Below are 24,503 nucleotides of genomic sequence, written 5' to 3' on the forward strand. Positions count from 1 at the left end.
GGACGCGAGAATGGGCGGATGCCGCACGCCGACGCCGATTCGGAGCTCGACGAGATCGCGGGGGAGCTGTACACGCTCCCGCCCGCCCAGTTCACCGCGGCGCGCAACGCGCGCGCGAGTGACGCCGCCCCGGCCCTCGCGAAGCGCATCAAGGCCCTCCGCAAGCCGACGGTGGCGGCGTGGACGGTGAACCTCCTCGCCCGGGAGGGTCAGCTTGCTGACGCCGTCGAGCTGTCGGGTGCGCTGCGCGAGGCGCAGGAAGACCTCGACGCCGCCGAACTCTCGCGGCTCGGACGCCAGCGGCGGCAGCTGGTGGCCGCCCTGGCCAAGCAGGCGGTGGCCCTGGCCGAACAGGCGGGCGGCAGTGTGAGCGCGGCCGCGCGGGAAGACGTCGAGAAGACCATCAACGCGGCGGTGATGGATGCCGCTGCCGCCGCCGCGGTGCTGACCGGCCGTCTGATCACGCCCCTGGAGGCCGGCGACATCGAGCCGGGCGCGCTCGCCGAGGCCGTGGGCGGATCGCTGCCGGGGGTGAAGGCGCCGCGGCCGCGCGACGATCTCGCCGAGCGGCGCGCACGCAAAGCCGCCGAGAAGGCCGCTCGCGAGGCGGAACGGCTGGCGAACGAGGCCGAACGCGAGCTCGCCCGTGTCGATGCGCGTCGCGCGAAGGCGCAGGAGCGAGTGGACCACGTGCGCGAGCGGATGGACGATCTGCGCCGCGATCTGGAGGCGCTGGAGGCCGACGAGAAGTCAGCGCAGGAAAAGCTCGACGCCGTCGAGGAGGAGCGGGCGCAGGCGGCCGCCAAGGCGAGGGAGGCGGCGAAGGAGTCCGAGCGTGCGCACCGTGCGCTCGACGAGACCTGACGCACGAGCGATGGTGCACGTCGAAAGCCGGGGCGGCTTCACAGGACTCTCGTAGCCGTCCTGCCTACGGTGGGGATCATGGCGACTCCCGCACCGCTGGTGCCCGCGACGACGTCCGACGAAGGCGAGATCACTGTCTCTCCGAGCGAGCTGCGCGAGATCCGCGACGAGCTGCAGCGCTTCATGATGGAGTACCGGTTCGGTCTGCAGGAGGTCGAGACGAAGATCGGCATCCTGCGCGACGAGTTCCTGCTCACGCACGACTACAACCCGATCGAGCACGTCTCCAGCCGCGTCAAGTCGCCGGACAGCCTGGTCGAGAAGGTGCAGCGCAAGGGCATCGACGGCGACTTCGCCTCGATCCGCCGGCACATCACCGACATCGCCGGCATCCGCATCACCTGCAGCTTCACCGCTGACGTGTACCGGCTGTTCGACCTGCTCACCGCGCAGGACGACGTGCGCGTCATCCAGGTGAAGGACTACATCGCCGCCCCCAAGCCGAACGGCTACAAGAGCCTGCACGTGATCCTCGAGGTGCCGGTGTTCCTGTCCACCGGGCGCATCGAGGTGCCCGTCGAGGTGCAGTTCCGCACGATCGCGATGGATTTCTGGGCGAGCCTCGAGCACAAGATCTACTACAAGTACGCCACGCGGGTGCCCGAGGAGCTGCTGGCGAGCCTGAAGGATGCCGCCGACACGGCGGCCGAGCTCGATGCCCGTATGGAGCGCCTGCACCGGCAGATCCGCGGCGGCAGCGCGCGCCACGCCGCACCCGTGGCCGCCCGCGAGATCGCCGCCGGCGGGACGGCGCCCGCACCGGCGAGCCCGCCACCGGCCGTGCAGGATGAGAGCGGAATCCAGCCCGTCTGACCGATCAGCTCTCGAGCACCGCGGCGGCGGTGGTCAGGTACTCGTCCACGGATCGCGGGCCGAAGACGGCGGTGTTGGCGATGTAGCCCTGCGCCAGGGCTGCGATGGAGCGAGCGGTCTCTTCGGCCAGCGCCACGGCATCCTTCCCGTCGGCTTGAGCCTCCGCCCAGCCTCCGATGGCCACGGTGAGCGAGCGGCGCAGGCGGCCGGCCGTTCGGAGCATCTCTTCGCGGATGCCCGGATCGACCATGGCCTCGCCCCAGAACTGGAGCACGAGCGCCGGCGAGAGCCCCTGCTCGTCGAAGACCGACAGCATGCCCTGCAGTGCAGTGCGAGGCGACACCGCTTCGCCCCGTTCTCCCGCGGCCTCCAGCGCGTCGATCCGGGGCAGGAGGAAGCGACCGACGATGTAACGGGCGAGCTCGGCCTTGTTCGAGAAGTGGGAGTAGATGGCGCCGGTGGAAAGACCCGACTCCTCGACGATGTCGGCGATCGACGTGTCGCGAACGCCGTTGCGCTCGAGGCATCGCAGCGCGGCCCGGGCGATCTCGTCGCGCCGCGCCTCTCGGTACTGTTCCGATACTTTCGGCATGGAAACAGAATACTGATTCTGTTATTCTCACAAACAGAATATTCATTCTGTTTAGGAGGATGCGATGAGCACTCACACCGAGGCGCGTCCGCAGGACGCTCGCGTGCGGCCCACCCGCTGGAGCTTCGCCGCGCTGTTCGGGCTGATCGGGGCTGTCGTGGTGGGCATCGTCGTCATGGCGTTCGTGTGGCCGGCCGCCACCTCTCAGCCGCAGAACCTGCCGGTGGGCATCTCCGGACCCGCCGAGGCCGTGAACGCCGTCGAAGACAAGCTGGCCGAGCAGGATCCGGCGCCCTTCGTCCTGAACGAGGTCGACTCGCGGGAGGATGCGGTATCCCGCATCCAGTCGCGCGAGCTCTATGGGGCGATCCTCCTCGGTGATCAGCCGGAGGTGCTGATCGCCACCGCCGCGAGTCCGGTCGCCGCGCAGGGGCTTCGCGGCGTCGCCACGCAGCTGCAGCTGCAGATCGACACGATGGCGCAGTCCGCCCTCACGGAGCAGTTGACGGCGATCACGACGGCTCTCGCGTCGGGGCAGCTCCCGCAGCTTCCGCCCGGGGCGGGCCAGGGCGCGGCGCCCGAGGTCCCGACCGTCGAAGTCACCGACCTCGTGCCGCTCGCGGACGGGGACGCGACCGGCGCCGGGCTCGCGGCATCGGTGTTCCCTCTGGTGCTCGGCGGCATGATCGGCGGCATCGTGCTCGCACTGCGGGTGCAGGGAGCGGGACGGCGTCTGGTGGGGCTCGTGGTCTTCGGCGCCGCGGCCGGCGCCCTCATCACGCTCGTCATGCAGACATGGTTCGGCATCCTGGAGGGCGACTGGCTGCTCAACGCGGCGGTGATCGGGCTCGGAGTCAGCGCCACCAGTGCACTGATCATCGGACTGGCCTCTCTGATGGGACCGGCCGGCATCGTCGTCGCGGCGGTCATCACGATGCTCATCGCGAATCCCATCGCCGGCGCCGCCGCACCGCCGCAGTTCCTGCCGGTGCCGTGGGGTGAGATCGGGCAGTACTTCGTGCCGGGCGCGTCGGCGACGCTGCTGCGGTCGGTGGTGTACTTCCCGGATGCCGCGACCGCCGCGCAATGGCTGGTGCTGGCTGCATGGCTGGTCGCCGGGGTGATCCTGGCCCTCGTCGGCCACCACCGAACGCGCGCCGAGCTGACCCCGCGGGCGCGCGAGCTGGAGGGCTGAGCGCTCGGCGGGCGAGGCGAGGTGCCCGGCCGCGCCCCGCGGCGACCCGCGGCGCGGTAGCGTCACAGCGATGAGACCCTCGCCACCGCGGGCTCGCCGCCTGAGCTTCGCCGCAGCCTTCGTGGCCGCGACGCTCGCGGTCCTGGGCGGCGTCGTGGCCGCCGAACAGGTGCGGTTCGTCGGCGACGCTCTGGAGCGGCCCGGTCTGGACGCGTTCTACGCACAGCCGGCGGGCGCGAGCGAGGGCGCCCCTGGGTCGATCGTCAAGATCGACGCGCTGATGGGGGCGCCCTTCGCCAGTCGTGCCTGGCGCATCATGTATCGCACCACCGATGTGCATGGCGATCCGGCGGTGGCGACCGGCGTGCTGGTGGTGCCGCTCACGCCGGCGCCGCCGCGCGGCCGCACGGTGGTCTCGTGGGGCCATCCGACAACGGGCGCCGCGCGAGGATGTGCGCCGTCGTACGGGTTCGATCCGTTCCTCGGCATCGAGGGTCTGCGTTCCCTGCTGGATCGCGGCTACGCCGTCGTGGCCACGGACTATGTCGGCATGGGCACCGCCGGCACGGATTCGTACCTGGTGGGGGTGACGGGCGGCAACGCGGTGCTGGATGCCGCGCGAGCCGCGGGGGCGGTCGCAGACGCGCGCGCCAGCGACCGAGTCGTGCTCTGGGGGCATTCGCAGGGCGGCCAGGCGGTGCTCTTCGCCGCGCAGCGCGCGGCCGACTACGCGCCGGAGCTCTCGGTGCTGGCCGTCGCCGCCGCCGCACCCGCGGCCGATCTGCCGGGTCTCATGAGCGCGCATCTCGACGACATCTCGGGCGTCACCATCGGCGCATACGCGTTCACCGCCTACGCGGAGGTGTACCCCGCAGCGTCGTTGGACGACATCTTGACCCCGCGGGCCCAGGCGGTGGTCCCGCGGATGAACGAGCTCTGCCTGCTGTCGCACCTGCGCGAGCTGCATCGGATCGGCGCGCCCCTCGTGGGCGACTTCACCACCAGCGACCCGACGAGCACCGAGCCGTGGGCCACGCTGCTGGCCGAGAACTCCGCGGGCGAGACCACCTTCGCCGCGCCGCTGTTCCTCGCGCAGGGGCTGCGGGACGAGCTGGTCGTCCCCGCCGACACCGCCCAGTTCGCCGACGCCGAGGCATCCCGCGGGATGGACGTGACTTACCACGAGATCCCGTTCGCCGACCACGGGACGGTGGCCTACCTCGCCCTTCCGGCGATGCTGCGCTGGCTGGACCGGGTCGCATTCGGGTGAGGGCCGATGGCTAGTCTGATCGCGTGGAATCGCCTCAACCGCTGACGCTGCTGCTGATCCCGCTGCTGGCGGTCCTCGCGCCCCTGCTGGCCCGCGGGCTCGGCCGGTGGATGCGGATCCCCGTGGTGGTCTTCGAGCTGGTGCTGGGCATCCTTATCGGTCCGGCGGTGCTCGGCTGGGCGCAGCCCGGTGCATTCGTGGCGACCCTGTCGGAGTTCGGCCTGGCGATGCTGTTCTTCGTGGCCGGCACCGAGATCGAGTTCGGGGCCTTCCGTGGCCGGCTCGGTCGTCGCGCGACGGCGGGCTGGCTCATCAGCCTGGTCGTGGGAGTGGCCGCCGGTTTCGTGCTGGCACCCGGGGAGGCCGCGATCGTCATCGGCATCGCTCTCTGCTCCACGGCCCTCGGCACGCTGCTTCCGATGCTCCGCGACGCCGGTGAGCTGCGCACGCCGTTCGGTCAGGCGGTGGCCGCTGTCGGCGCCGTGGGGGAGTTCGGACCTCTCATCGCCATCTCGCTCTTCCTCGGCGGGCGCCAGCTCGGCGTCGCCACGATCGTGCTGGCGGCCTTCGCCGCCGTCGCCGCCCTGGGCATCTGGCTGGCCTTCCAGCTGCCGCGGGGCGCCATGCACGCGTTCGTGAGCTCGACGCTGCACACATCCGGGCAGTTCGCGATCCGGGTGGTCTTCCTCATTCTGTGCGCACTCATCGCTCTCAGCATCGTGCTCGACCTCGACATGCTGCTGGGAGCGTTCGCGGCCGGGATCATCTGGCGCCTCATCATGCGCGACGCCTCGGAAGCCGATCGTGAGGCGGTCGAGAGCAAGATCGAGGGGGTAGCCTTCGGCTTCCTCGTGCCCGTGTTCTTCATCTACACCGGCGTCACGTTCGACCTGCAGGCCCTGCTGGAGCAGCCCGTGCTGTTCCTGTTGCTGCCGGTGGCGCTCATCGGACTGCTGTTGGTGCGGGGGCTGCCGTCCATGCTCGCCGCTCCGGCGGGCTCCTCGCGGCGGGAACGCCTGTCGATCGCGCTGCTGGGCGCGACCGGGCTGCCGATCATCGTCGCGGTGACGGGAATCGGCGTGGACGAGGGCATCCTCTCCACCACGCAGCAGACCGTCCTGGTGGCGGCGGGCATGCTGTCGGTGCTGCTGTTCCCGCTGATCGGGATGGCCCTGCGCGGTGAGAGGGTCACCGCCCGGGCGGCACTCGAGGATGACATGGCATGACCGTTGAAGAGGTGTTCGACGCGGCGCGCCGACGGCTCGCCGACGCGCCGCGCGAGGCCCTGGGCGAGCTCGTCGTGCCGCGGCGGATCCTGGGCGTCGCGCGGGCCCCGCGCATCGAGCGTCGCGGCGCCGCATGGCACCTGGGCGTGCTGCTGCTCACCGACGATGCCGTGCTCGCGACCGGTGACATCATCCGGGCCCGGCAGGAGGCGCGACGCGGTTACACCGCCGAATCGCAGCGGCGCCGCGCGGAGCTGGCCGCGGCGGCGCGACGCGGCGGGTTCGCCGAGGGTGAGACCGTGCACATCGGCTGGCGACCGCTCGCCCTCGACGCCTTCGAGACCGGCACGTTCTCGAAGCACGAGCCGACCGGTCCGCTCATCCGGACGGGCGAGGGGCTCGGGGTGCGCTGGAGCGCGTCGGGTGCGCCCGTGCCGCTGGAGGCCTACGTCGCCGAGCGCGTGGCGCTGCTGCTGGATCCGCCGCCCGGAGCGTGAGGTCGCGGGAGTGCCGGCGGGCGGCGCCACGGTCCTCTCGCCGCACCGGCCATATCGGCCCCGGCCGGCGCTGTCAATGACGTCGTACCACGCTCGGTCGGCTCCTAGGTTGTCAGCATGGGCGCGCGAGATGTGATGCGGCAGATCCTGGTGATCTGCGCGTTCTGCTTCATGATCGTCGCGGCCATGGTCGGCACGGGCCTGCTCGGAGGAACGCCCGTGCAGGACCTGCAGGACGGCGCCCTCGACGCCGACGCCTCGTTCCTGGCGCCCGCGCGGCCGGCGTTCATGATCTGGTCGGCGATCTACCTGGGGCTGCTCGCCTACACGGTGTGGCAGGCGCTGCCGCGACAGCGCTCCAGCGAGCGGCAGCGGGTGCTCGGCTGGCTGATCGCGGGGACGATGGTGCTCAACGGTCTGTGGCTCGTGGCCGCGCAGTTCGGCTCGCTGGCCCTGACCGTGCTGGCGATCATCGTGCTGCTGGCCCTGCTGGGCGTGACGTTCCATCGCACCGTCATCGACCCCGCCGACGGCTGGGCCGACCGCGTGCTCGTCGACGGGGTGACCGGGCTGCACCTCGGCTGGGTGACTCTCGCCACCGTGGCCAATATCGCCGCGTGGCTGACCTCGATCGGTGAACCGGACTGGGAAGCGGCGGCCGACCTGTGGGGCGTCGTCGTCCTCGTCCTGGTGGGAGTCATCGGTCTGGGCATCACGGCGGCGAGCGGGTGGCGCATCGCGCCGGCGCTCGCGATGTCGTGGGGACTGTCGTGGCTCGGTGTCGCGCGGCTGACGGGCGAACCGCCGAGTGCCGTGATCGGGGTGACGGCGTTCGTCGTCGGGGCGATCATCCTGGTGACCGCCGCAATCGGCACGGTGATCCGGGAAGCGGCCGCCGTGCGCAACGCGAGCGCGTGACTACGCTGCCGCGAAGCGCGCGGCGAAGGCCTGCAGCAGTCGCGCGGGTTCGGTGACGGATGCCGCGAGCACGCGGCCCGCGATGGCGTCGAAGCGGTCCGCTTCGAAGTAACCGTCGTTGCGGTACACGGCCATACGCTCGGTGAACGCCTTGGTCGTCGGCTCCGGGTGGAACTGGGTCGCGTAGAGCCTGTCGCCCACGCGATACGCCTGCACGGGGCATCCGTCGTTCGACGCCAGCAGCGTCGCAGCCGGAGGGAGCCGCTCGGTGCCCTCCTTGTGCGCGGTGAGCGCTGTGAACCGGTTGGCGAGGCTCCCGAAGACCGGATCGGTGGCCGCCGCCGCGGTGAGCTCGATGGTGACGGGGCCGGTGTCTTCGGGAAAGGCGCGGCTGACCGAGCCGCCCAGGGCCCGCGTGGCGATGCCGATGCCGTAGCAGGTGAACAGCGCCGCCGGTCCGTCACCGGCCGCCGTCCGCTCGGCGATGCGGGTGAGGTCGCCCTCGAGGCGCCGCTGCGTCTGCGTCTTCGTCGATTCGGGGTCGGCGACGTTGAACGGGCTGCCGCCCACGAGGAAGCCCGCATAGCGGTCGAAGGCGTCGTCGGGAAGCGGCTCGTTGACGAGGTCGTGGTGTTCCAGCCGGCTCTCCTCCAGGCGCATCGCCGTACGGAAGGACTCGTACTCGGCAGCCGCTGCACCCTGCTGCGGGCGCACGCAGACATAAAGCAGTGGCGCGGCGGTCATGCTCGAATTCTAAGTCGCCGGTCTCCAGCGCGCGCCGCGCGAAACTTCATCGCGAGGGGATGTATCAGGCCCGGACTACCGCCCTCTGGCATGGTGTGGACAGAATGGGCGCTATGACGCATGCGGGCGCCGATGCTGGGCTCCCGCGGCTGGAGGATGCGCACGACGCATCCGCCCGCGCGCGGCCGGAAGCTCCGTTCGATGCGCTGGGGATCGTGGGGACGGCGAGTGGAGGGCCCGTGGGAACGGCACATGGGGAGACGGTGGAGAGCGTCGGCTCGGGGGAGCCGGCGCGATGGGAGCGCGCCGCGGCGCTGTTCCTGCGATGGCGCGAGGGCGACAGCCGGGCCATGGACGAGCTCGTCCGCCTGATGACGCCGCCGCTGTGGCACGTCGTGCGCGCGTACGGTCTGGACCACGCCCTCGCGCAGGACGTGGTGCAGACGACATGGCTGACGCTCGTGCGCCGTCACGAGACCATCCACGACCCGCTCGCGGTGTCGGGGTGGCTCACGATGTGCGCGCGTCGGGAGGCGTGGCGGGTCGGCAAGCAGCATCGTCGCGCGGATGCCACCGAGGCCGAGTCGCTGGAACCGCACCTGCCCGTTCACGAATCCGCCGAGCACACCGCCGCTCAGGACGACGAGACGCGTCGCCTGTGGACCGCGGTGGGAACGCTCAACGACCGATGCCAGCGCCTGCTGCGGATCGTCGCGTTCGAAGATCGTCCCGACTACGCCCGGATCGCAGAGGACCTGGCGATGCCCATCGGATCGATCGGACCGACCCGCCAGCGCTGCCTCGCCAAGCTTCGCGCCGTCCTCGAGGACGACGGATGGAGGGGGGACGACCAGTGATGGACACTGAGGACTTCGCGGCCGATGCCGCGCTCTTCGCGCGCATGCGCCGCATGTGGGAGGACGTGGATCCGGTGCCCGCCGACCTCGTCGACCGGATGGTGGCCGCCGTCGCGGTCGAGGACCTTTCGCGCGAGTATGCGCTGCTGACCCTCGTCGAGGGGACGCTGGCCGCGGTGCGCGGCGAGGCCGATACGGCGACGCTGCAGTTCAGCGACGGCACCACGAGCGTGCTGCTGCACGTGACGGTCACCGAGGGCGGCGGCCGGCGCGTGGACGGCTGGGTGGATGCCGCGGCCCTGGCCATCCGCCTGGTGCAGGGGGAGCGCGAGTGGTCCGCCGACCCCGGGGAGCACGGCCGCTTCGCCTTCGACGAGGTCACGCCGGGGATGGCGCGACTGCGACTGGTGGTGCGCGACGCGGACGGGGCGCTGCGCGACTTCCAGACGCCGCAGTTCGAAGTCTGACACGCACGAATCCGGATGCCGCAGCCTGGGGGCTGCGGCAGTCCGCTGTCTGAAAGGGGAACCACATGACCGACCTGCCTCCGGAGGCGCCCGGCGAAGAAGCCGGCCGTCCGCTCGACTGGCGCGCACGCTACGACGCGGCGCGGGCACGCGGCATCCCGCTGGATCCCCGCAGCGAGCCGGTGCCCGGTGTGAACGCCTATCCGACCGCCTACGACTCCGACCACCTCATCGTCACCGCGACGGACCGCCTCGCGGACGTGCTGGGCGAACTGCGCCTGGCGGCGTCGGACTTCGGATGGGGCATCGAGCTGGAGCGGGTGAGCGGCGAGACCGAGACGCTCGAGGCCGCCGTCGCCCGTGCACAGGCCGGTCGGGACCGCTTCAACCTGCCGACGTTCTATCGCGTGCGCATCTTCCCGCAGCCGAGGGCCGACAAGGACGACGAGCCGGTCCCGCCCATCGATGCGTGGCGACTGCTCCAGCGGGCGCGTGCCCGCTTCGGGCGCGATTTCCCCGGCGCATCCCTCGATCACGTGCTGTCGGTCGATCCGCTGCAGGTGAACCCGTTCGGCAAGACGAATCCCTTCGGGAAGACCAACCCCTTCGGCAAGACGAATCCCTTCGGGAAGACCAATGCTCCCGGCATCGAGAGCTATGCCGATCCGGGCAGTGGCGGACGTCAGGTCGTCGGCTATGTCGGACCCGCCCCCACGCGTCCACGGCTGCCCAAAGGCGGACGCCGCCCGGTCATCGCCGTGCTCGACACCGGATGCGGCGCCCATGACTGGCTCCCGGACGACATCGTCGATCGGCACCCGGTGGTCGACGGGACGCCGGTCGGGATCACCGACCCGGCGACCGATCCTGAAACGCATGGCGACATCTCGGGGCCCTTCGACGGCGGGATCGACGAGGCCGCCGGCCACGGCACGTTCATCGCCGGCATCATCCGTCAGGTCGCGCCCGAAGCCGACATCATCTCGGTCCGCGTGGCGGACAGCCAGGGCACGGTGCTGGAGAGCCAGTTCATGGTGGCGGTGCGCAGCATCGTGAAGTGGATGTCGATGAGTGCTGAGGAGGGCGGTCGCGCGATCGACGTGCTGAACCTCTCGCTGAGCTATTACCACGAGACCCCCGAGGACGAGCTCTTCGACCGGACCCTCAGCGAGCTGCTAGTGGCGGCGCGGCGGCTGGGCTGTGCGGTGGTCTGCTCGGCGGGAAACGAGGCGACCGATCGCCCTGCCTTCCCCGCCGCGCTGTGGGCGTGGCCGCACGCGGACTTCATCGTCGATGATCCCGCCGACGCCGCCCCGCACCTGTCGGTCGGTGCCCTGAACCCCAACGGCACGATGGCGCTGTTCAGCAACATCGGCCCCTGGGTGCGCACCTGTGCGCCCGGTGTGGCGGTGCTCAGCACATCCCCGCCCTTCGAAGGCGGCGTTGAGCCCGGATCGCGCGACGACCGGTGGGGAGTGCGACGCGAGACGATCGATCCCGACGACTTCAGCGGCGGCTTCGCGATGTGGAGCGGCACCTCCTTCGCTGCGCCATTCGTGGCCGCGTTGCTCGCCCGGCGCATCGCGGCCGCCCTCGCGCGAGGACAGCTTCAGCGTGCAGACGAACGCGTTGCGGCGATCAGGGAAGCAGAGGAACGGGTCCTCGAGGAGTTGTCCCGGCTGGGTCCGCGCAAGAGCTGAACCCGCGTCGCGCTCGCCCGGCTGACGCGGAGGGCCGGACCACGACAGTATGGGATCGTGCCGCCCTCAGCAGACGCGCTTCACCGAGAGGCCGTCGTCCTCGCCAACCGTGGTCGGTTCGCACAAGGACGCCGTCTCCTTGCGCGGGCCGCATCGTTGACGGACGACCCCGACGTGCTCGGGCGGATCGCAGGAACGAAGGCGTACATCGTCGCTCGCACGGGCGATCTCGCGGAGGCCAAGCGCATCTGCAGCGCCGCCCTCGAGATCCCTCACCTCGCCGCGCACACCCGCGCGATCCTGGCGGGCCAGATGGGGGCGCTGTGCGAGCAGGCGGGTGAGTTCGATGAGGCCGAGCGTTGGCTCACTCGCGGCCTCGAAGGGCTGGACGACGACCCGGTCGCACGGGCCAACCTCCTGGTGAACCGGAGTCTCATCAACATGCGCCGCCGGGCACTCCCAGAGGCAAGCGCGGATGCATCCGCCGCCACCGCGATCTTCGCGGCGTCCGGCATGAGGACCGATGAGGCGCAGGCGCGCCACAACGAGGGGTACATCGCCCTGCTCGAAGGGGATCTCATCCACGCGAACCAGCTCATGCTCGCGGCGCGGGCGACGCTGGCACCGTTGTCGGCGGTGAACGCCGCGATCTGCGACGCCGATCGCGCAGAGGTGCTGCGAGATGCCGGGCTGACGACAGAGGCTGAGGAGAATCTGCGTCGGACGGCCGCCATCTTCGGAACGCACCGGATGCCGCAGGCCCGGGGCGAGGCGGAGTTCCACCTGGCATGCTCGCTCCTGACCCACGATCCCGCCGCGGCCCGGGTCGTCGCGCGCGCCGCGGTGCGGCGGTTCCGGGCGCTGGGCAACGGTGCGTGGGCAGCACGCGCGGAGGGGGTGCGGCTGAGAGCCGAGCTCGCCGGCAGCCGGGTCACGCGACGCGGGGCACGGGTGTCGGGACATCGCAGGCCGCCGGCCCGGGAGGTGGTGGAGGCGACGGCATCGGAACTGGAAGCCCACGGTTTGCGCAGCGAGGCGGCAGCGCTGCGGATGACCCACGTCCTGGCGACATCCAGAAGGGCGGGCGTGCGCGATCGCGCGCCGATCCGCGTGCCGCATTCGGCCTCCATGGAGGTGCGGCTGCTCGCCCATGAGGCCCGTGCCGCGCGCGCCGGGGCAGCGGGGCGTCATGCTGAGGCACGGCGGCATGCCGCGGCGGGACTGGACGTCCTGAGCCGCTGGCAGGAGTCCTTCGGCAGTCTCGACCTGCAGACGGCGATCGCGATGCACAGCAACGGGCTGATGTTCGCGGGACTGGACTCCGCGATCCGATCCGGCCGCACCGACACCGTGTTCGAGTGGTCCGAGCGGGCTCGCCATCTCAGTCAGCAGGTGGTTCCGCTGCGTCCGCCGCCCGATCCCGCGGTGGCATCCGAGATGGCCGAGATCCGCATGCTGCGTGCCGACGACCCGGCATGGCTCTCCAACCCCCGCGTGATCGAGCTGCGCGATCGTGCGCGTGAGCGTCAGTGGTCGGGCACTGGTGCCGCAGCGATCGAGGAACGAGCGACGCTGGACGAGATGCAGGGCGCGCTGGATGCCGACACCGGCCTGCTGTCGTTCGTCTTCTCCGGAGACGCGCTGTCGGTCCTCATCGTCACCGGCGGCAAGACGTGGCTGCGGCCGCTGCCCGGGTGGTCGACGGTGCGCGACATGTTCCCCGCATTGCGCGCCGACCTCGACATGGCGGCGACGATCCGCGGGCCCATGGCCGACATCGTCGGCCGCTCGCTCGACAGCCGGCTGCAGACCCTCTCGGACGCGTTGCTGTCCGAGGCGGTCGGCCTGGCGCGCACGCGCCGTCTCATCCTCACCGTCCCGGGCGTGCTCAGCGGTGTGCCGTGGGCGATGCTGCCCGCGATGCACGGACGCGTCTTCACTCTCGCGCCCTCGGCGACACGGTGGCTGCGCACTTCACGCGTGGAGCGCGCGCCCGAGCGGGCGGCCTTCGCGACGGGGCCGCGCGTGCCCCGTGCGAGAGAAGAGGTCGACGCGGCCGCCTCGGTCTGGAAGACCGCGACTGTGCTGCCGGACGGCGACGCCACCGTCGCCGGTGTCACCGACGCCGCCTCGCGTGTCGACGTGCTCCACGTGGCCGCGCACGGACGGCACTCGGCCGACAACCCGATGTTCTCCGGTCTGGAACTGGTGGACGGGACGCTGTTCGGATACGACATCGACCTCATCCCGGCGCCGCCGTCGACCGTCGTGCTGTCCGCGTGCGAGGTGGGTCGCTCCTCCATCCGCTGGGGAGAGGAGGCCGTCGGCATGACACGGATCTGGCTGCACGCCGGCACGCGCAGCGTCGTCGCCGCGCCCGTCATCGTCGCCGACGACGATGCGTGCGAACTGCTGAGTGCCATGCACGAAGGGCTGGTCGCGGGTGAAGGTCCCGCCGAGGCACTGACGGCGGCGGCCCTGTCCACGGGGATCAGGGCGCCCTTCCAGGTGCACGGCGCAGGATTCTGAACTCTTCTGGCCGTCGATGTATCAGCCGGGAGGGGTGCGGCTCTTGTACATCGGGACGGCTCGCGTGGCCCGGTTTGGGGATCGGGACCACGGAGCGGAAGGCCACTTTCGGGGGGCGCAGATCGGGATGCGGGGTCTTCGCCCGTCCTCGAGGGGTGCCGTGCTGGGGACTGGGGCGGCACCCCTCGTACATCCCGCCGCGCCCGAACACGCGCACGGCCCCGATCAGCCGCGCGACGAGTTCGCGGTGCGGCCGCGGACGATGCCGACGAACGCATCCACCGCCGGCGTCGTCCGCTCCGCCACCCACGCGAGGGCGACCGTCGAGGTCGGTCCATCGCGCAACGGCCGATATACGGCATCCTTCCGGTGATGCAACCGGGCCAGCGACATCGGCACGATGACGATGCCGACGCCGGCCGCCACCGTCGCGATCGCCTCGGCCGTGTCCGAGGGCGGAGCGAAGCTCGGTTCCAGGGTGCCGGGGATCCGGATGCCGAGCACGTCGTCGTCCGGAACGATGAGGACCTCGCCCGTCAGGTCGTCGGCATCCAGCTCGTCCGCGGCCGTCAGGTGGGAATCCCGTGCGCACACGACCACGGGCACCTCGTCGTACAGCGGGATGACGTGCAGCCCCTCCCGCGGGATGGGCAGGCGCACGAGCGCGGCGTCGACCCTGCCGTCGACGAGGACCTGACCCTGATCGCGGACCTCCAGCGGGATCAGCTCGAGCGCCGTGTGCGGCATCCGCTCGTTCCAGGTGTCGATCCACTTGCCCGGCGTCGCTCCGGGGATGGCGCCCAGGAGGAATCTCGCGGGAGGTGCAGGAAGGGCGGGGGGAACCGGCGAAGGCGCCGGCGAGGGGTTCGGGCGCCGGGGACGCGCGCCCCTCGCCGTGGCGGCCGCACCCTTGCTTGGCGCCTTCGTGGCGCGGGGCCGCCGTCGTGAGGAATCCCGCCCCCTGCCGCTTGATCGCGAACCGCCCGTCGCCATACCGATCAGCGTAGCCGGGGCGATATGGTTCGCTCATGGTGGCGATCCTGGCGACGGTCTTCGCGGCGCTGGCGGCGCTGCTGCATGTGTACATCTTCGTGATGGAGAGCGTGCAGTGGGCGCAGCCGAAGATCTGGAAGCGCTTCGGCGTCGCCGATCAGGCCGCCGCCGACGCCACGAAGCCGATGGCTTACAACCAGGGCTTCTACAACCTGTTCCTGGCGATCGGCGTCGTGATCGGACTGGTGCTCCTGTTCGCGGGACAGGATGCCGCGCCCGTGCGTTCCGCCGGGCTCGCGCTCGTGCTGTTCAGCCTCGGCTCCATGGTGGCCGCCGCGCTGGTTCTGCTGACGACCGGCACCAGATACCTCCGGCCGGCTCTCATCCAGGGCACGCTGCCCCTCATCGGGTTCGTGCTCTTCCTGTTCGCCTGATCGCGGGGCGGCACAGCGCGGGGGCTCATTCGCACGCGCCCCATCGACCGGCCCCGTTCGCCTGGGCGCGGGCCTGCGCGTCCGAGAGGACCGCCGCGTGCGCCGTGTTCGGCCGGACGCGGATGGCCTCGGCGTCTCCGGCGGCCACCAGTTCGTAGTTGACGAAGCGGCCGTCCTCGGTCCACAGGTACAGCAGCGCCCGATCGTAGTGATCTCGCGGCTCGGCGTCGGGTGCGGCCCAGACCGTGGCACCGTCCGGCAGCAGGTCTGCCAGGTGCCGGCGGGCCTCGTCGGCCCAGCACCGGGGCGTCGGCGTGCCCTCGGGGGCGTCGACGCCGATCAGGCGAATGCGGACCGGTGCGTCCGCCGCGACCGACGGGTGGGGGTCGATCGCCCGCGCCTCGACGGTGTCGCCGTCGAAGACGTACGTCACCTCGAGGCGGAACGCGTCCGCCGGTCGAGCCGGCGCGACGGTGTCGCTGCCGCCGCTCACGTGCGAGGGAACGGGAGCGGACCGCGGGGCCCGCGAAGGAAGCAGCCCCGGAAGGGGGAGTCGCCGATTCAGCTGCCAGCTGCCGCCGCGCACAGTCTGATCGCCGACATCGGCGGGGTGGCCCTGCGCGACCGTCAGCACGATGACGAGGGCGACCACGACGACGGCAGCGAGCGTGACGGGGCTGAGGAGCTGTCGGCGGCGCGGCCCGAACCCGAGGTCGTCCTTCACGGCGCCAGGCTAGCCAGCTCGGCCGCCGTCAGGTGTGCGCTGTCCACAGGGTGCGACGGCGCAGCGGCGCCCCGTGCGGGCGGCACGGGGCGTCGGAATCGACTCAGGCGGCCAGGCGGAGTCCCCGCCTATCGGTCGCGACACGTTCGCCGTCGGCGATCGTCTCGTCGTCGCCGATGAGCGAGCCCCCGGCCACGCGGGCGTCATGCCCCACGTGGGTGCGCACACCGATCTTGGCGCGGGGCCCGATGGCCGCCCGCGGACCGATGTGAGCGTGCGGCGCGATCTCGGCATCCGGACCGATCACGGCATCCGTCTCGACCCATACGCCACGGCCGACGTGTGCGCCCGCGGCGATCTGCACGCCCGGTTCGACATACGCCCCCGCCTCGACGACGGCGCTCGGGTGCACCTTCGCTCCATGTGCGATCAGGCCACGACCGTTGACGTGCTTGCGATAGCGCAGCGTCTCGCCCTGGTCGTTCTCGATGTCGACGTAGTTCTTGCCCACTGTCCCCTCCTGCAGCCCCACTTGGGGCTGAGTATTGGAACAACCTCAGGCAAGGCTCATCTATTCCCGCGCATCGGATCGATCGGAACTACCCCATTGCCATCCGAGCGAGGCCGAGGTACAACGCGCCCGGTGCGGAGTCCCTCCGTTTCCGCCCGGCGATCAGGCGCTCACGAGTCGAACCCCAGGCCGAGCGCGTCGAGGGTCTTCAGCAGCAGGTTGCGCTTTCCGCGGTTGTGGTCTGCTCGGTCGAGCGACCACCGCGTGGCATTGATGCCGATCGCTGCGGCGGGCTCGGGCGGGAACGGCAGCGGGCGCCTGCGCACCATCTCGAGCTCGGTGCGTTCATTCGACACGCCGTCGAGCAGGTCGAGCATGACCTCGCCCGCGAACCGCGTCGATCCGACACCCAGTCCGGTGAAGCCGGCGGCGTACGCCACCCGGCCCTCGCGAGCGGTGCCGAAGAACGCGGTGAACTGCGTCGAGGTGTCGATCGCGCCGGCCCACCGGTGCGTGAATCGCACACCATGCAGCTGCGGGAAGGTCGTGAAGAAGTGGCTCGCGAGCTTCTGCCACGTCTCCGGGCGGTGCTCATACGCGGGATCCACCCGGCGGCCGTAGTGGTAGATCGCGTCATAGCCGCCGAACAGGATCCGGTTGTCTCGGCTGAGCCGGTAGTAGTGGAACTGGTTCGCCAGGTCGCCGATCCCCTGCCGGTCCTGCCAGCCGATCGAGGCGAGCTGTTCGGCGGTGAGCGGCTCCGTCATGAGGACGTAGTCGTAGACGGGCACCGTCATGAGGCGGTTGCGCTTGAGCAGCGAAGGGAAGACATTGGTCGCCAGCACAGCATGCGAAGCGATCACGCGGCCGTCGCCGGTCGCCACCGCGACGCCGGGGCCGCTCGTGTCGAGGCCGGTGACGTGTGATCGCTCGAAGATCTCGACCCCGCGCTCTTCGCACACGCGGGCCAGCTCGGCCGCCATGCGTGCCGGGTGCACTATTCCGCACGCGTCCTTCTCCCACACGGCGGCGAGGTAGGTGGGGGAGTGGACGGATGCCTGTGCCTCGGCCTGGTCGAGGTAGCGCACCCCTTCCGCGCCTTCGGCCGCCCACTCCTTGAGCCAGTCGACCTCATGCGGTTCGACAGCCGGAGCGAGCTGGCCGGTGCGCTCGAACTGGAAGTCCATGCCGTACTGCGCCTCGGACGCCTGGATCGCGTCGAGGTTCGCCATCCCGAGACGCTCGAGCAGCGGCATGTCGTCGGGCCACCGGGCCATGCCGTTCTCGTGGCCATGCGTCAGGCTCGCCTCGCAGAACCCGCCGTTGCGGCCGGACGCCGCCCAGCCCACGCGCTGGGCCTCGATCACGGCGATCTTGGCACCGGGATGGCGTTCGCTGGCGAGCAGCGCCGTCCACAGTCCGGTGTAGCCGCCGCCCACGATGACGAGGTCGGCGCGGTGCGTTCCGACGAGAGCCGGTCGGTCGGGCATGAGAGTGCGTGGCAGGTCGTCACGCCAGAACACCGAGTGGACGCTCTGCGCGAGGGAGTGCTCGACGACGGATGCCGGCGGCCGCTGTCGTTCGAAGACGGTCGTGCCCACGGTGATCAACTCCGTTAGGTAGGTTGCGTCCCATCTTCGCGCGCGGAGGCCGGTGGCGGCATCCGGAGCGACGTGACGCGCCCTTCGCACACGCTGCGGTGGTCCTGGGCGCTTCGGGGTCAGCGGAGAGCGGCCGCGGCGGCCAGCGTGTCCGCGTCGGCGACGCGGGCATAGGTGCCGTCCAACGCCGCCATGAACGCCGCGTGCACCTGGGCGCCGGGCACCGTCGTGGGCCCGAGGCGCAGGTCCGGTGCAGCGCACGCGTCCTGCGCGACCGAGAGCGAGAAGCCGAGATCGGATGCCGCACGCACGGTCGCGTCCACGCACATGCTCGACATCATTCCGGCCACCACGATCTCGTCCGGCTCCGCCGACCGCAGCAGCGACTCCAGTCCGGTGCCGAGGAACGCGTTGGGTCGATGCTTCACGACCACGTGCTCCTCGCCGTCAGGGGCCACCCGCTCATCGAACTCCACCCCGGCGGTGCCGGGTGCGAAGAAGGCGGCGTCCGCAGCGGTGGAGACGTGCTGGACGTGCACGACCCGCTCGCCGGCTGCCCGGAACGCCGTCAGCAGCCGTGCCGCCGCCTCGGCAGCGGCGTCCGGCTCGACCAGAGGATGCGCTCCACCGGGGAAGTAGTCGCGCTGGATGTCGATGAGGAGCAGGAGTCGGGCCACCGCAACAGCATAGGTGCCGCCTTCAGATCCGGTGGGGGAGCCCTCGCGGGCGACGAAGGTCCACGCCGTCGGGATGGTCCGGATATCGCTCCGGCGGTACCGGTTCAGCGCTGGCAGGTCGGGCACCAGAACACGATGCGTTCGCGCGTCGGATCGGCGCCCAGGCTTCCCCCTCGGATCAGTGTGCCGCAGCGGCGGCAGGGCCGACCCTCGCGCCGGTACACCCAGGTCGAGCGCCCCGCCCGCGGGTCGCCGGTGAAGGTGCGGCCCGCGCGGTCGCGATTGGCGCGGATCATGCGGGCGCCGAGATCCACCATGGCCGCGGCATCCGTCTCGTTCGCCGGGGTGGTCGGAAGCACCCCGCGCACGAACAGGATCTCGTTGGCGTACTCGTTGCCGAATCCGGCGATGTTGCGCTGGTCCTGCAGGGCGACGTGCACAGCACGCGGGTCGGCGTGCAGGCGCCGAGCTGCCTCCCCGGGATCCCAGGACGCCGACAGAGGATCGGGGCCGAGATAGCCGACGAGCTGGTCCTCGTCGGCGGTGGGGACGACCTTGATGTCGGCGAGGTCGAAGCCGACGGTCTCCCACTCGACGCCGTCGGGGGCGGTGGCGCCGATGACTGCACGCGCGCGGAATCCCGGGGCGTGCCAGCGCTCGCCGCGGCGGTACACGTGCCACTCGCCCTCCATCTTCAGGTGCGAGTGCAGCGTCCACGTGCCGATGCGGTGCAGCAGGTGCTTGCCGCGGGCGACGACCTCGTGCACGATCTCGCCCCGCAGATCGACGGTCGCCGCCTGGGGCACCCGCAGCTCGAACCGGGTCACCGTCGCCTGGGCGAGAGCCGCATCCAGCTTGCGGGCGGTCCGGTAGACGGTGTCACCCTCGGGCATCACGCCTCCCGGGGCTGCAGCAGGCGCCGCCGTCAGGCACGCGCAGCCTCGCGCAGGGCGTCCCCGGCGGTCAGGCGCCGAAGCGTCAGGCCCCGCGGGGACTCGACGAAACCGGCATCGCGCAGCGCGGCGCCCACCCCGGTGCTGTACACGAAAGCGCCGTTCACCTGCTCGATCGTGAGCGTGTCGAGACGCCGCGCGCGTGAGGTCGCCACGAGGTCGCGGGCCGCGGCCGTCAGTACGCCTTCGTCGCCGGTGAAGGCGAGGGCGGACTTGCCGCCGCGTTCGAGGTAGAGCGCGAGGGCGCCGTCGACCAGCACGACGAGAGCTCCGGCCTTGCGACCCGGCCGGTGGCCGACGCCCTCGATCGCCGGCCACGCCAGCGCGGCGCCGTACGGGTTCGCCGGGTCGGTCGCGGCGAGCGTCACCGCCCGCAGCGGCGGAGGGTCGGACAGGCCCGCGAACTCGCGAAGCCTGTCGACGGTCGAGGATGCCGCGAACTGGGCGGCGCCCAGCTTCTCGATCACGTAACCGCGGCGACAGTGACCGGCCTCTTCGAAGCCGGCGAGTACACGGTACGTCTGGGCGAAACCCCCGGGCACGCCCTCGGACTGCACCGCGCCGCGCGTGACCACCCCGTAACGGTCGAGCAGCAGGCTGGCCGAAGCCGTCGCGCGCAGCGCTGCGTCGGGCTCGGCGGCGGGAAGCAGCGACCAGCGTCCGCCGATCGCCGGCGGGCGGGGTGGAAGGGACGCGGCGACCGTCCGGACTGCGGCGCCACGGTAGAGGCGGGCCCGAGGGGCACGGCGGGAGACCCGGTGGGCCTGCGATCCGCCCGAGACCAGCGAGCGGACCGGGGCGAAGGTGTCGTTGGTGACGCGGCCGGCCCACGTCAGGCGCCACAGGGCTTCGATGACCGACTGCTCGTTCTCGGCGCCGGTGCTCTGCCGCAGCTGTGCGGCGAAGTACGCGCCGCCGCCGGCGAGGGCGGCGAGCAGCTGCGCGTCGAGCGAGCCGGGCGCCGGCTCTTCGGCGTCGTCGGGCAGCGCGACGGTCAGCGGCACCGCGTCGGCGGGATGCAGGGCGATCCACCCGTCGCGTCCCGGGAGGCTCCCGTGGCCGGACCACACCACCTCGCCCGTGGCGGTGAGCTCGTCGAGCATGCCGGGACTGTAGTCTGCCACGCGGGCCGGCAGCACGAGCGACTCCCAGGCGCTCGCCGGGATCGGCACCCCCGCGAGCTGTTCGACCACCGCCGCGACGCCGTCGACGCCCTCCAGTGGGCGCGTGACGTGCTGCCAGACCGGCAGGAACCGGGCATAGGCGTGCTGCGGCACCGGCTCGACGCTGCCGCGGATCGCCGCGAGCGAGCGCATCCGCAGCCGGCGCAGCACTTCGGTGTCGCACCACTCGGCTTCCTCACCGCGGGTCGTCGCGGCGCCGTCGCTCCCGGCGCCCCCGCTGGTCGACGCGTCCGGCAGGAAGAACCCGCTGGTCACCCGCCCCTGGGATTCCAGACGCTGCAGCGTCAGCCGCGCGACCGCGACGCCGATGCCGAGACGGTCGGCCACGGCATCCGCGGTGAAGGGCCCGTGGGTGCGCGCATACCGCGCAACGAGGTCGCCGAGCGGATCGGCGACCGGTTCGAGGAAGGCGGTGGGGATGCCGACCGGGAGAGCGACGCCGAGCGCGTCGCGCAGCCGGCCGGCGTCCTCGATCGCCGCGGTGCGGGTCGCGCCCGCGATCGTGACGGGAATCGCCCGGCGCGACTGGACGAGGGCATCGAGGAACCCGGATGCCTCCGCCTCTGTCGCCCCCTCGGTCGCCGGATGCGTCTCCGGTTCGAGCCGAGCGGCGACCTCGGTGGCATCGAGCGGGCCGAGCAGCCGCAGCAGGTCGGCGACGCCCTCGAGCCCGCGGGCGCGGCGCTCCGGGTCGAGACGCTGCACCTCGCGCTCGAACTGGGCGATGACGTCGGGATCGAGCAGCTCGCGCATCTCGACCTTGCCGAGCAGCTCCGACAGCAGGGCGGGGTCGACCGACAGTGCGGCAGCGCGCCGCTCCGCGAGCGGCGAGTCGCCCTCGTACATGAACGCGCCGACGTAGCCGAACAGCAGGTCGCGCGCGAAGGGCGACGGCTGCGCAGGCTCGGTCTCGATCAGGCGGATGCGCCGCTCGCCGATGCCACGCATCAGGCGCAGCAGCGACGGCACGTCGTAGACGTCCTGCAGGACCTCGCGGAGCGTCTCGAGGATGATCGGGAACGTCGGATAGCGTCGGGCCACCTCGAGCAGCTGCGCCGACCGCTGGCGCTGCTGCCACAGCGGAGTCCGCTTGCCGGGATTGCGGCGGGGCATCAGCAGGGCGCGAGCGGCGCATTCGCGGAAGCGGGAGGCGAACAGCGCCGAACCGCCGACCTCCTCGGTGACGATCTGGTCGAGTTCGTCGGGGTCGAAGACGAAGAGCTCGGCGCCCGGCGGCTCTGCCGTGGCATCCGGAATCCGGGCGATGATGCCGTCGTCGCTCGCGACCGCCGACCCGTCAACTCCCAGCCGCTCACGGATGCGCGCGTTCACCGCGAGAGCCCACGGCGCGTGCACCTGCATGCCGTACGGCGAATGCAGGATGACGCGCCAGTCGCCCACCTCGTCGCGACCGCGCTCGACCGTGAGCTGGCGGTCGGTGGGCAGGGTGCCCGTGGCCTCTCGCTGCTCGGCGAGATACGCGAGCAGGTTGTCCTGTGCGAATTCGTCGAGCCCCGCCTCGCGGAGGCGGGCCTCGGCCTTGTCGGGCTTGGCGGTGGAGACCTCGCGCGAGAATCGTCCCAGCGCCTCGCCGAGCTCTGCCGGGCGGCCGATGCCGTCGCCGTGCCAGAACGGGACCTTGCCGGGCTGCCCGAACGCCGGAACCACATTGACGCGGTCGTGGGTGATCTCCACGATGCGCCAGCTCGTCGTGCCGAGCGTGAAGACGTCGTTGACGCGCGACTCGTAGACCATCTCTTCGTCGAGCTCGCCGACGCGCGCGTTCTGGGACTCTCCGGCGATGAAGACGCCGAACAGCCCGCGATCGGGGATCGTGCCGCCGCTGGTGACCGCGATGTGCTGCGCGCCTGGTCGCCCGGTGAGCACGCCCAGATCGCGGTCCCACACGACGCGCGGACGCAGCTCGGCGAACTCGTCCGAGGGGAAGCGCCCCGAGATGAGGTCGAGCGTGGCCTCGTAGGCGGAGCGGGGGAGCGAGCGGAACGGAGCGCTGCGCTTGAGGGTCTCGTACCAGCCCTCCACGTCGAGCGGCCCCGTCGCGGCCGCGGCGACGGTCTGCTGGGCCAGGATGTCGAGCGGATTCTGGGGGATCGCGATCGCCTCGATCTGCCCGGCGAGCATGCGTTCGGTGACGATGGCGGTGTGCAGCACGTCTCCGCGGTGCTTGGGGAACAGCGCCGCACGGCTGACCTCGCCCACCTGGTGGCCGGCGCGGCCGATCCGCTGCAGGCCGGAGGCCGCGCTCGGGGGTGCCTCGACCTGGATCACGAGGTCGACGGCGCCCATGTCGATGCCGAGCTCGAGGCTCGACGTGGCGACGACGCAGCGCAGGACGCCCGACTTCAGCTCCTCCTCGACCTGCGCGCGCTGCTCCTTCGACACCGATCCGTGGTGCGCCTTGGCGAGCACCGGGTCGGCGCCGGCCGTGGCGCCGGCCTGAGCCATCATGGCGGCGGGCACCGTCGCGTCGGGCAGGTCGATTCCGAGGCGCTCGGAGTAGATCTCGTTCAGTCGCCCGGTCAGGCGTTCGGCGAGCCGACGTGAATTGCAGAACACGATGGTCGAGCGGTGCTGGAGGATGCGATCCACGATCGCCTCTTCGACGTGCGGCCACACCGACCCGGTCATCTCGGTCTCGCCCGCGCCGCTCGCGCGTGCGCCGGATCCCTGGGCGCTGCCGTCGGCGAACCAGTCCTCGTCGATCTGCTCGTCACCGAGGTCGTCCGCCGGTTCGAGGCGTTTCGTCTCGCTCGTTCCTCGCTCGCTCGACGACCGGGATTCGGCGTCGTCGGACGGGTACGCGCTGGGCGCCGGCGGCGGGTTGAGCATGTCGCCGATCGGCACGACGACCTTCATGTCGAAGGCCTTGGTGGCCCGTGGCGCCACGATCTCGACCGGCTCGGCACCGCCGAGGAAGCGAGCCACCTCGTCGATCGGGCGCACCGTCGCCGACAGACCGATGCGCTGGGCGGGCCGCCACTGGGCCGGGTCCTCGGTGAACGAGCGTCGCAGCGCGTCCAGGCGCTCCAGGCTCACCGCGAGGTGGGCTCCGCGCTTGGTCGCGGCGACGGCGTGCACCTCGTCGACGATGACCGTGTGCACGTCGCGCAGCGTCTCGCCGGCGCGGCTGGTCAGCATCAGGTACAGCGACTCGGGCGTGGTGATGAGGATGTCGGGAGGCGCCTGGACGAGCTTGCGGCGATCGGCGGCGGGGGTGTCTCCGGAACGGACCCCCACACTGACGTCAGGCACCGAGAACCCGAGGCGACGCGCGGACTGGCCGATGCCCACGAGGGGTGAGCGGAGGTTGCGCTCGACGTCGACGCCGAGGGCCTTCAGGGGTGAGATGTAGAGGATCCGCGTCGCAGGGGCGGCGGCATCCCCTCGCCTGCGCTTGCCCGACTGCTCGACCGGCGAGGCGTCGGCCTTGTCGTGGAAGACCCGATCGATGGCCCAGAGGAAGGCGGACAGCGTCTTGCCCGAACCGGTGGGCGCGACCACGAGGGCGTGCTTGCCGGCCGAGATCGCCTCCCACGCGCCCTTCTGCGCGTCAGTGGGGGCATGGAAGGCGCCGCGGAACCAGTCCTGCGTGGCAGGACCGAACCGTTCGAGGACGTCGCCCATCCCTCCATCTTCGTCGCGATCGCCGACATCGGGCCAGGGCTGGACACCG

Annotated in this window: 21 protein-coding genes; 12 read left to right on the top strand and 9 right to left on the bottom strand. The window is 71.5% G+C overall.

What is annotated here, in order from left to right:
- Positions 1-18 precede the first annotated feature (18 nt).
- Complete coding sequence (locus C9992_RS18515; RefSeq protein WP_106816492.1) at positions 19-864, top strand: transposase; 846 nt, start codon at positions 19-21, stop codon at positions 862-864.
- A gap of 78 nt (positions 865-942) precedes the next feature.
- Complete coding sequence (locus C9992_RS15195; protein WP_235008269.1) at positions 943-1,737, top strand: GTP pyrophosphokinase; 795 nt, start codon at positions 943-945, stop codon at positions 1,735-1,737.
- A gap of 4 nt (positions 1,738-1,741) precedes the next feature.
- Here the strand turns inward: C9992_RS15195 and C9992_RS15200 are convergent, their stop codons facing one another.
- Complete coding sequence (locus tag C9992_RS15200) at positions 1,742-2,329, bottom strand: TetR/AcrR family transcriptional regulator (protein ID WP_106816493.1); 588 nt, start codon at positions 2,327-2,329, stop codon at positions 1,742-1,744.
- A 64-nt stretch (positions 2,330-2,393) separates the two neighbouring features.
- Between C9992_RS15200 and C9992_RS15205 the strand changes: the two genes are divergently transcribed.
- From C9992_RS15205 to C9992_RS15225, 5 genes are all read left to right on the top strand, one after another.
- Positions 2,394-3,524: a hypothetical protein gene (locus C9992_RS15205; protein WP_106816494.1), complete on the top strand. Its 1,131-nt coding sequence runs from the start codon at positions 2,394-2,396 to the stop codon at positions 3,522-3,524.
- 70 nt (positions 3,525-3,594) lie between these two features.
- Positions 3,595-4,794: an alpha/beta fold hydrolase gene (locus C9992_RS15210; protein WP_235008270.1), complete on the top strand. Its 1,200-nt coding sequence runs from the start codon at positions 3,595-3,597 to the stop codon at positions 4,792-4,794.
- 23 nt (positions 4,795-4,817) lie between these two features.
- Positions 4,818-6,020, top strand: coding sequence for a cation:proton antiporter (locus C9992_RS15215; protein ID WP_106816495.1), 1,203 nt, complete (start codon positions 4,818-4,820; stop codon positions 6,018-6,020).
- Positions 6,017-6,517, top strand: coding sequence for a glutaminase (locus C9992_RS15220; protein WP_106816496.1), 501 nt, complete (start codon positions 6,017-6,019; stop codon positions 6,515-6,517). The genes C9992_RS15215 and C9992_RS15220 overlap by 4 nt, the downstream gene beginning before the upstream one ends.
- 117 nt (positions 6,518-6,634) lie before the next feature.
- Positions 6,635-7,435, top strand: a complete 801-nt coding sequence (locus tag C9992_RS15225; RefSeq protein ID WP_106816497.1) for a tryptophan-rich sensory protein — start codon at positions 6,635-6,637, stop codon at positions 7,433-7,435.
- Here the strand turns inward: C9992_RS15225 and C9992_RS15230 are convergent, their stop codons facing one another.
- Positions 7,436-8,179 (bottom strand): glutamine amidotransferase-related protein, encoded by a 744-nt coding sequence (locus tag C9992_RS15230; RefSeq protein ID WP_106816498.1) that lies wholly within the window; start codon positions 8,177-8,179, stop codon positions 7,436-7,438.
- A gap of 239 nt (positions 8,180-8,418) precedes the next feature.
- On the opposite strand from C9992_RS15230, the gene C9992_RS15235 reads away from it, so the two are divergent.
- From C9992_RS15235 to C9992_RS15250, 4 genes are all read left to right on the top strand, one after another.
- Positions 8,419-9,036, top strand: a complete 618-nt coding sequence (locus C9992_RS15235; RefSeq protein WP_235008271.1) for an RNA polymerase sigma factor — start codon at positions 8,419-8,421, stop codon at positions 9,034-9,036.
- On the top strand, positions 9,036-9,503 hold the full coding sequence (locus tag C9992_RS15240; protein WP_106816499.1) for a hypothetical protein: 468 nt from the start codon (positions 9,036-9,038) through the stop codon (positions 9,501-9,503). Before C9992_RS15235 ends, C9992_RS15240 begins: the two co-directional genes overlap by 1 nt.
- A 65-nt stretch (positions 9,504-9,568) precedes the next feature.
- The gene (locus C9992_RS15245; RefSeq protein ID WP_106816500.1) at positions 9,569-11,203 is read left to right on the top strand and encodes a S8 family peptidase; all 1,635 of its coding nucleotides are present in this window, start codon (positions 9,569-9,571) and stop codon (positions 11,201-11,203) included.
- Positions 11,204-11,359: 156 nt separating this feature from the next.
- Positions 11,360-13,732: a CHAT domain-containing protein gene (locus C9992_RS15250; protein WP_235008272.1), complete on the top strand. Its 2,373-nt coding sequence runs from the start codon at positions 11,360-11,362 to the stop codon at positions 13,730-13,732.
- A gap of 225 nt (positions 13,733-13,957) precedes the next feature.
- On the opposite strand, the gene C9992_RS15255 is transcribed toward C9992_RS15250, so the two are convergent.
- On the bottom strand, positions 13,958-14,536 hold the full coding sequence (locus C9992_RS15255) for a LysR family substrate-binding domain-containing protein (RefSeq protein WP_106816615.1): 579 nt from the start codon (positions 14,534-14,536) through the stop codon (positions 13,958-13,960).
- A 224-nt stretch (positions 14,537-14,760) separates the two neighbouring features.
- Here C9992_RS15255 and C9992_RS15260 point away from each other — a divergent pair, with 224 nt between their 5' ends.
- Positions 14,761-15,159, top strand: a complete 399-nt coding sequence (locus C9992_RS15260; RefSeq protein WP_200826361.1) for a DUF1304 domain-containing protein — start codon at positions 14,761-14,763, stop codon at positions 15,157-15,159.
- A 25-nt stretch (positions 15,160-15,184) separates the two neighbouring features.
- On the opposite strand, the gene C9992_RS15265 is transcribed toward C9992_RS15260, so the two are convergent.
- The 6 genes from C9992_RS15265 to C9992_RS15290 form a co-directional block, all read right to left on the bottom strand.
- Entirely contained in the window at positions 15,185-15,883 is a 699-nt protein-coding gene (locus C9992_RS15265; RefSeq protein ID WP_106816502.1) for a thermonuclease family protein, read from the bottom strand.
- 103 nt (positions 15,884-15,986) lie between these two features.
- Positions 15,987-16,394: a transferase gene (locus tag C9992_RS15270; RefSeq protein WP_106816503.1), complete on the bottom strand. Its 408-nt coding sequence runs from the start codon at positions 16,392-16,394 to the stop codon at positions 15,987-15,989.
- A 170-nt stretch (positions 16,395-16,564) separates the two neighbouring features.
- Entirely contained in the window at positions 16,565-17,995 is a 1,431-nt protein-coding gene (locus tag C9992_RS15275; RefSeq protein ID WP_106816504.1) for an NAD(P)/FAD-dependent oxidoreductase, read from the bottom strand.
- 119 nt (positions 17,996-18,114) lie between these two features.
- Positions 18,115-18,798 (bottom strand): cysteine hydrolase family protein, encoded by a 684-nt coding sequence (locus tag C9992_RS15280; protein WP_235008274.1) that lies wholly within the window; start codon positions 18,796-18,798, stop codon positions 18,115-18,117.
- Entirely contained in the window at positions 18,777-19,565 is a 789-nt protein-coding gene (locus C9992_RS15285; RefSeq protein WP_106816505.1) for a DNA-formamidopyrimidine glycosylase family protein, read from the bottom strand. Before C9992_RS15285 ends, C9992_RS15280 begins: the two co-directional genes overlap by 22 nt.
- Positions 19,566-19,597: 32 nt before the next feature.
- Positions 19,598-24,454, bottom strand: a complete 4,857-nt coding sequence (locus tag C9992_RS15290; protein ID WP_106816506.1) for an ATP-dependent helicase — start codon at positions 24,452-24,454, stop codon at positions 19,598-19,600.
- Between the last annotated feature and the right edge of the window lie 49 nt (positions 24,455-24,503).

The sequence above is a fragment of the Microbacterium timonense genome, assembly GCF_900292075.1.
Classification (GTDB): domain Bacteria; phylum Actinomycetota; class Actinomycetes; order Actinomycetales; family Microbacteriaceae; genus Microbacterium; species Microbacterium timonense.

Excerpts from the sequence above, each read along its gene's own strand:
- C9992_RS18515 (WP_106816492.1), top strand. The coding sequence starts at position 19 with ATGCCGCACGCCGACGCCGATTCGGAGCTCGACGAGATCGCGGGGGAG.
- C9992_RS15195 (WP_235008269.1), top strand. The coding sequence starts at position 943 with ATGGCGACTCCCGCACCGCTGGTGCCCGCGACGACGTCCGACGAAGGC.
- C9992_RS15200 (WP_106816493.1), bottom strand. The coding sequence starts at position 2,329 with ATGCCGAAAGTATCGGAACAGTACCGAGAGGCGCGGCGCGACGAGATC.
- C9992_RS15205 (WP_106816494.1), top strand. The coding sequence starts at position 2,394 with ATGAGCACTCACACCGAGGCGCGTCCGCAGGACGCTCGCGTGCGGCCC.
- C9992_RS15210 (WP_235008270.1), top strand. The coding sequence starts at position 3,595 with ATGAGACCCTCGCCACCGCGGGCTCGCCGCCTGAGCTTCGCCGCAGCC.
- C9992_RS15220 (WP_106816496.1), top strand. The coding sequence starts at position 6,017 with ATGACCGTTGAAGAGGTGTTCGACGCGGCGCGCCGACGGCTCGCCGAC.
- C9992_RS15225 (WP_106816497.1), top strand. The coding sequence starts at position 6,635 with ATGGGCGCGCGAGATGTGATGCGGCAGATCCTGGTGATCTGCGCGTTC.
- C9992_RS15230 (WP_106816498.1), bottom strand. The coding sequence starts at position 8,179 with ATGACCGCCGCGCCACTGCTTTATGTCTGCGTGCGCCCGCAGCAGGGT.
- C9992_RS15240 (WP_106816499.1), top strand. The coding sequence starts at position 9,036 with ATGGACACTGAGGACTTCGCGGCCGATGCCGCGCTCTTCGCGCGCATG.
- C9992_RS15245 (WP_106816500.1), top strand. The coding sequence starts at position 9,569 with ATGACCGACCTGCCTCCGGAGGCGCCCGGCGAAGAAGCCGGCCGTCCG.
- C9992_RS15260 (WP_200826361.1), top strand. The coding sequence starts at position 14,761 with ATGGTGGCGATCCTGGCGACGGTCTTCGCGGCGCTGGCGGCGCTGCTG.
- C9992_RS15285 (WP_106816505.1), bottom strand. The coding sequence starts at position 19,565 with ATGCCCGAGGGTGACACCGTCTACCGGACCGCCCGCAAGCTGGATGCG.
- C9992_RS15290 (WP_106816506.1), bottom strand. The coding sequence starts at position 24,454 with ATGGGCGACGTCCTCGAACGGTTCGGTCCTGCCACGCAGGACTGGTTC.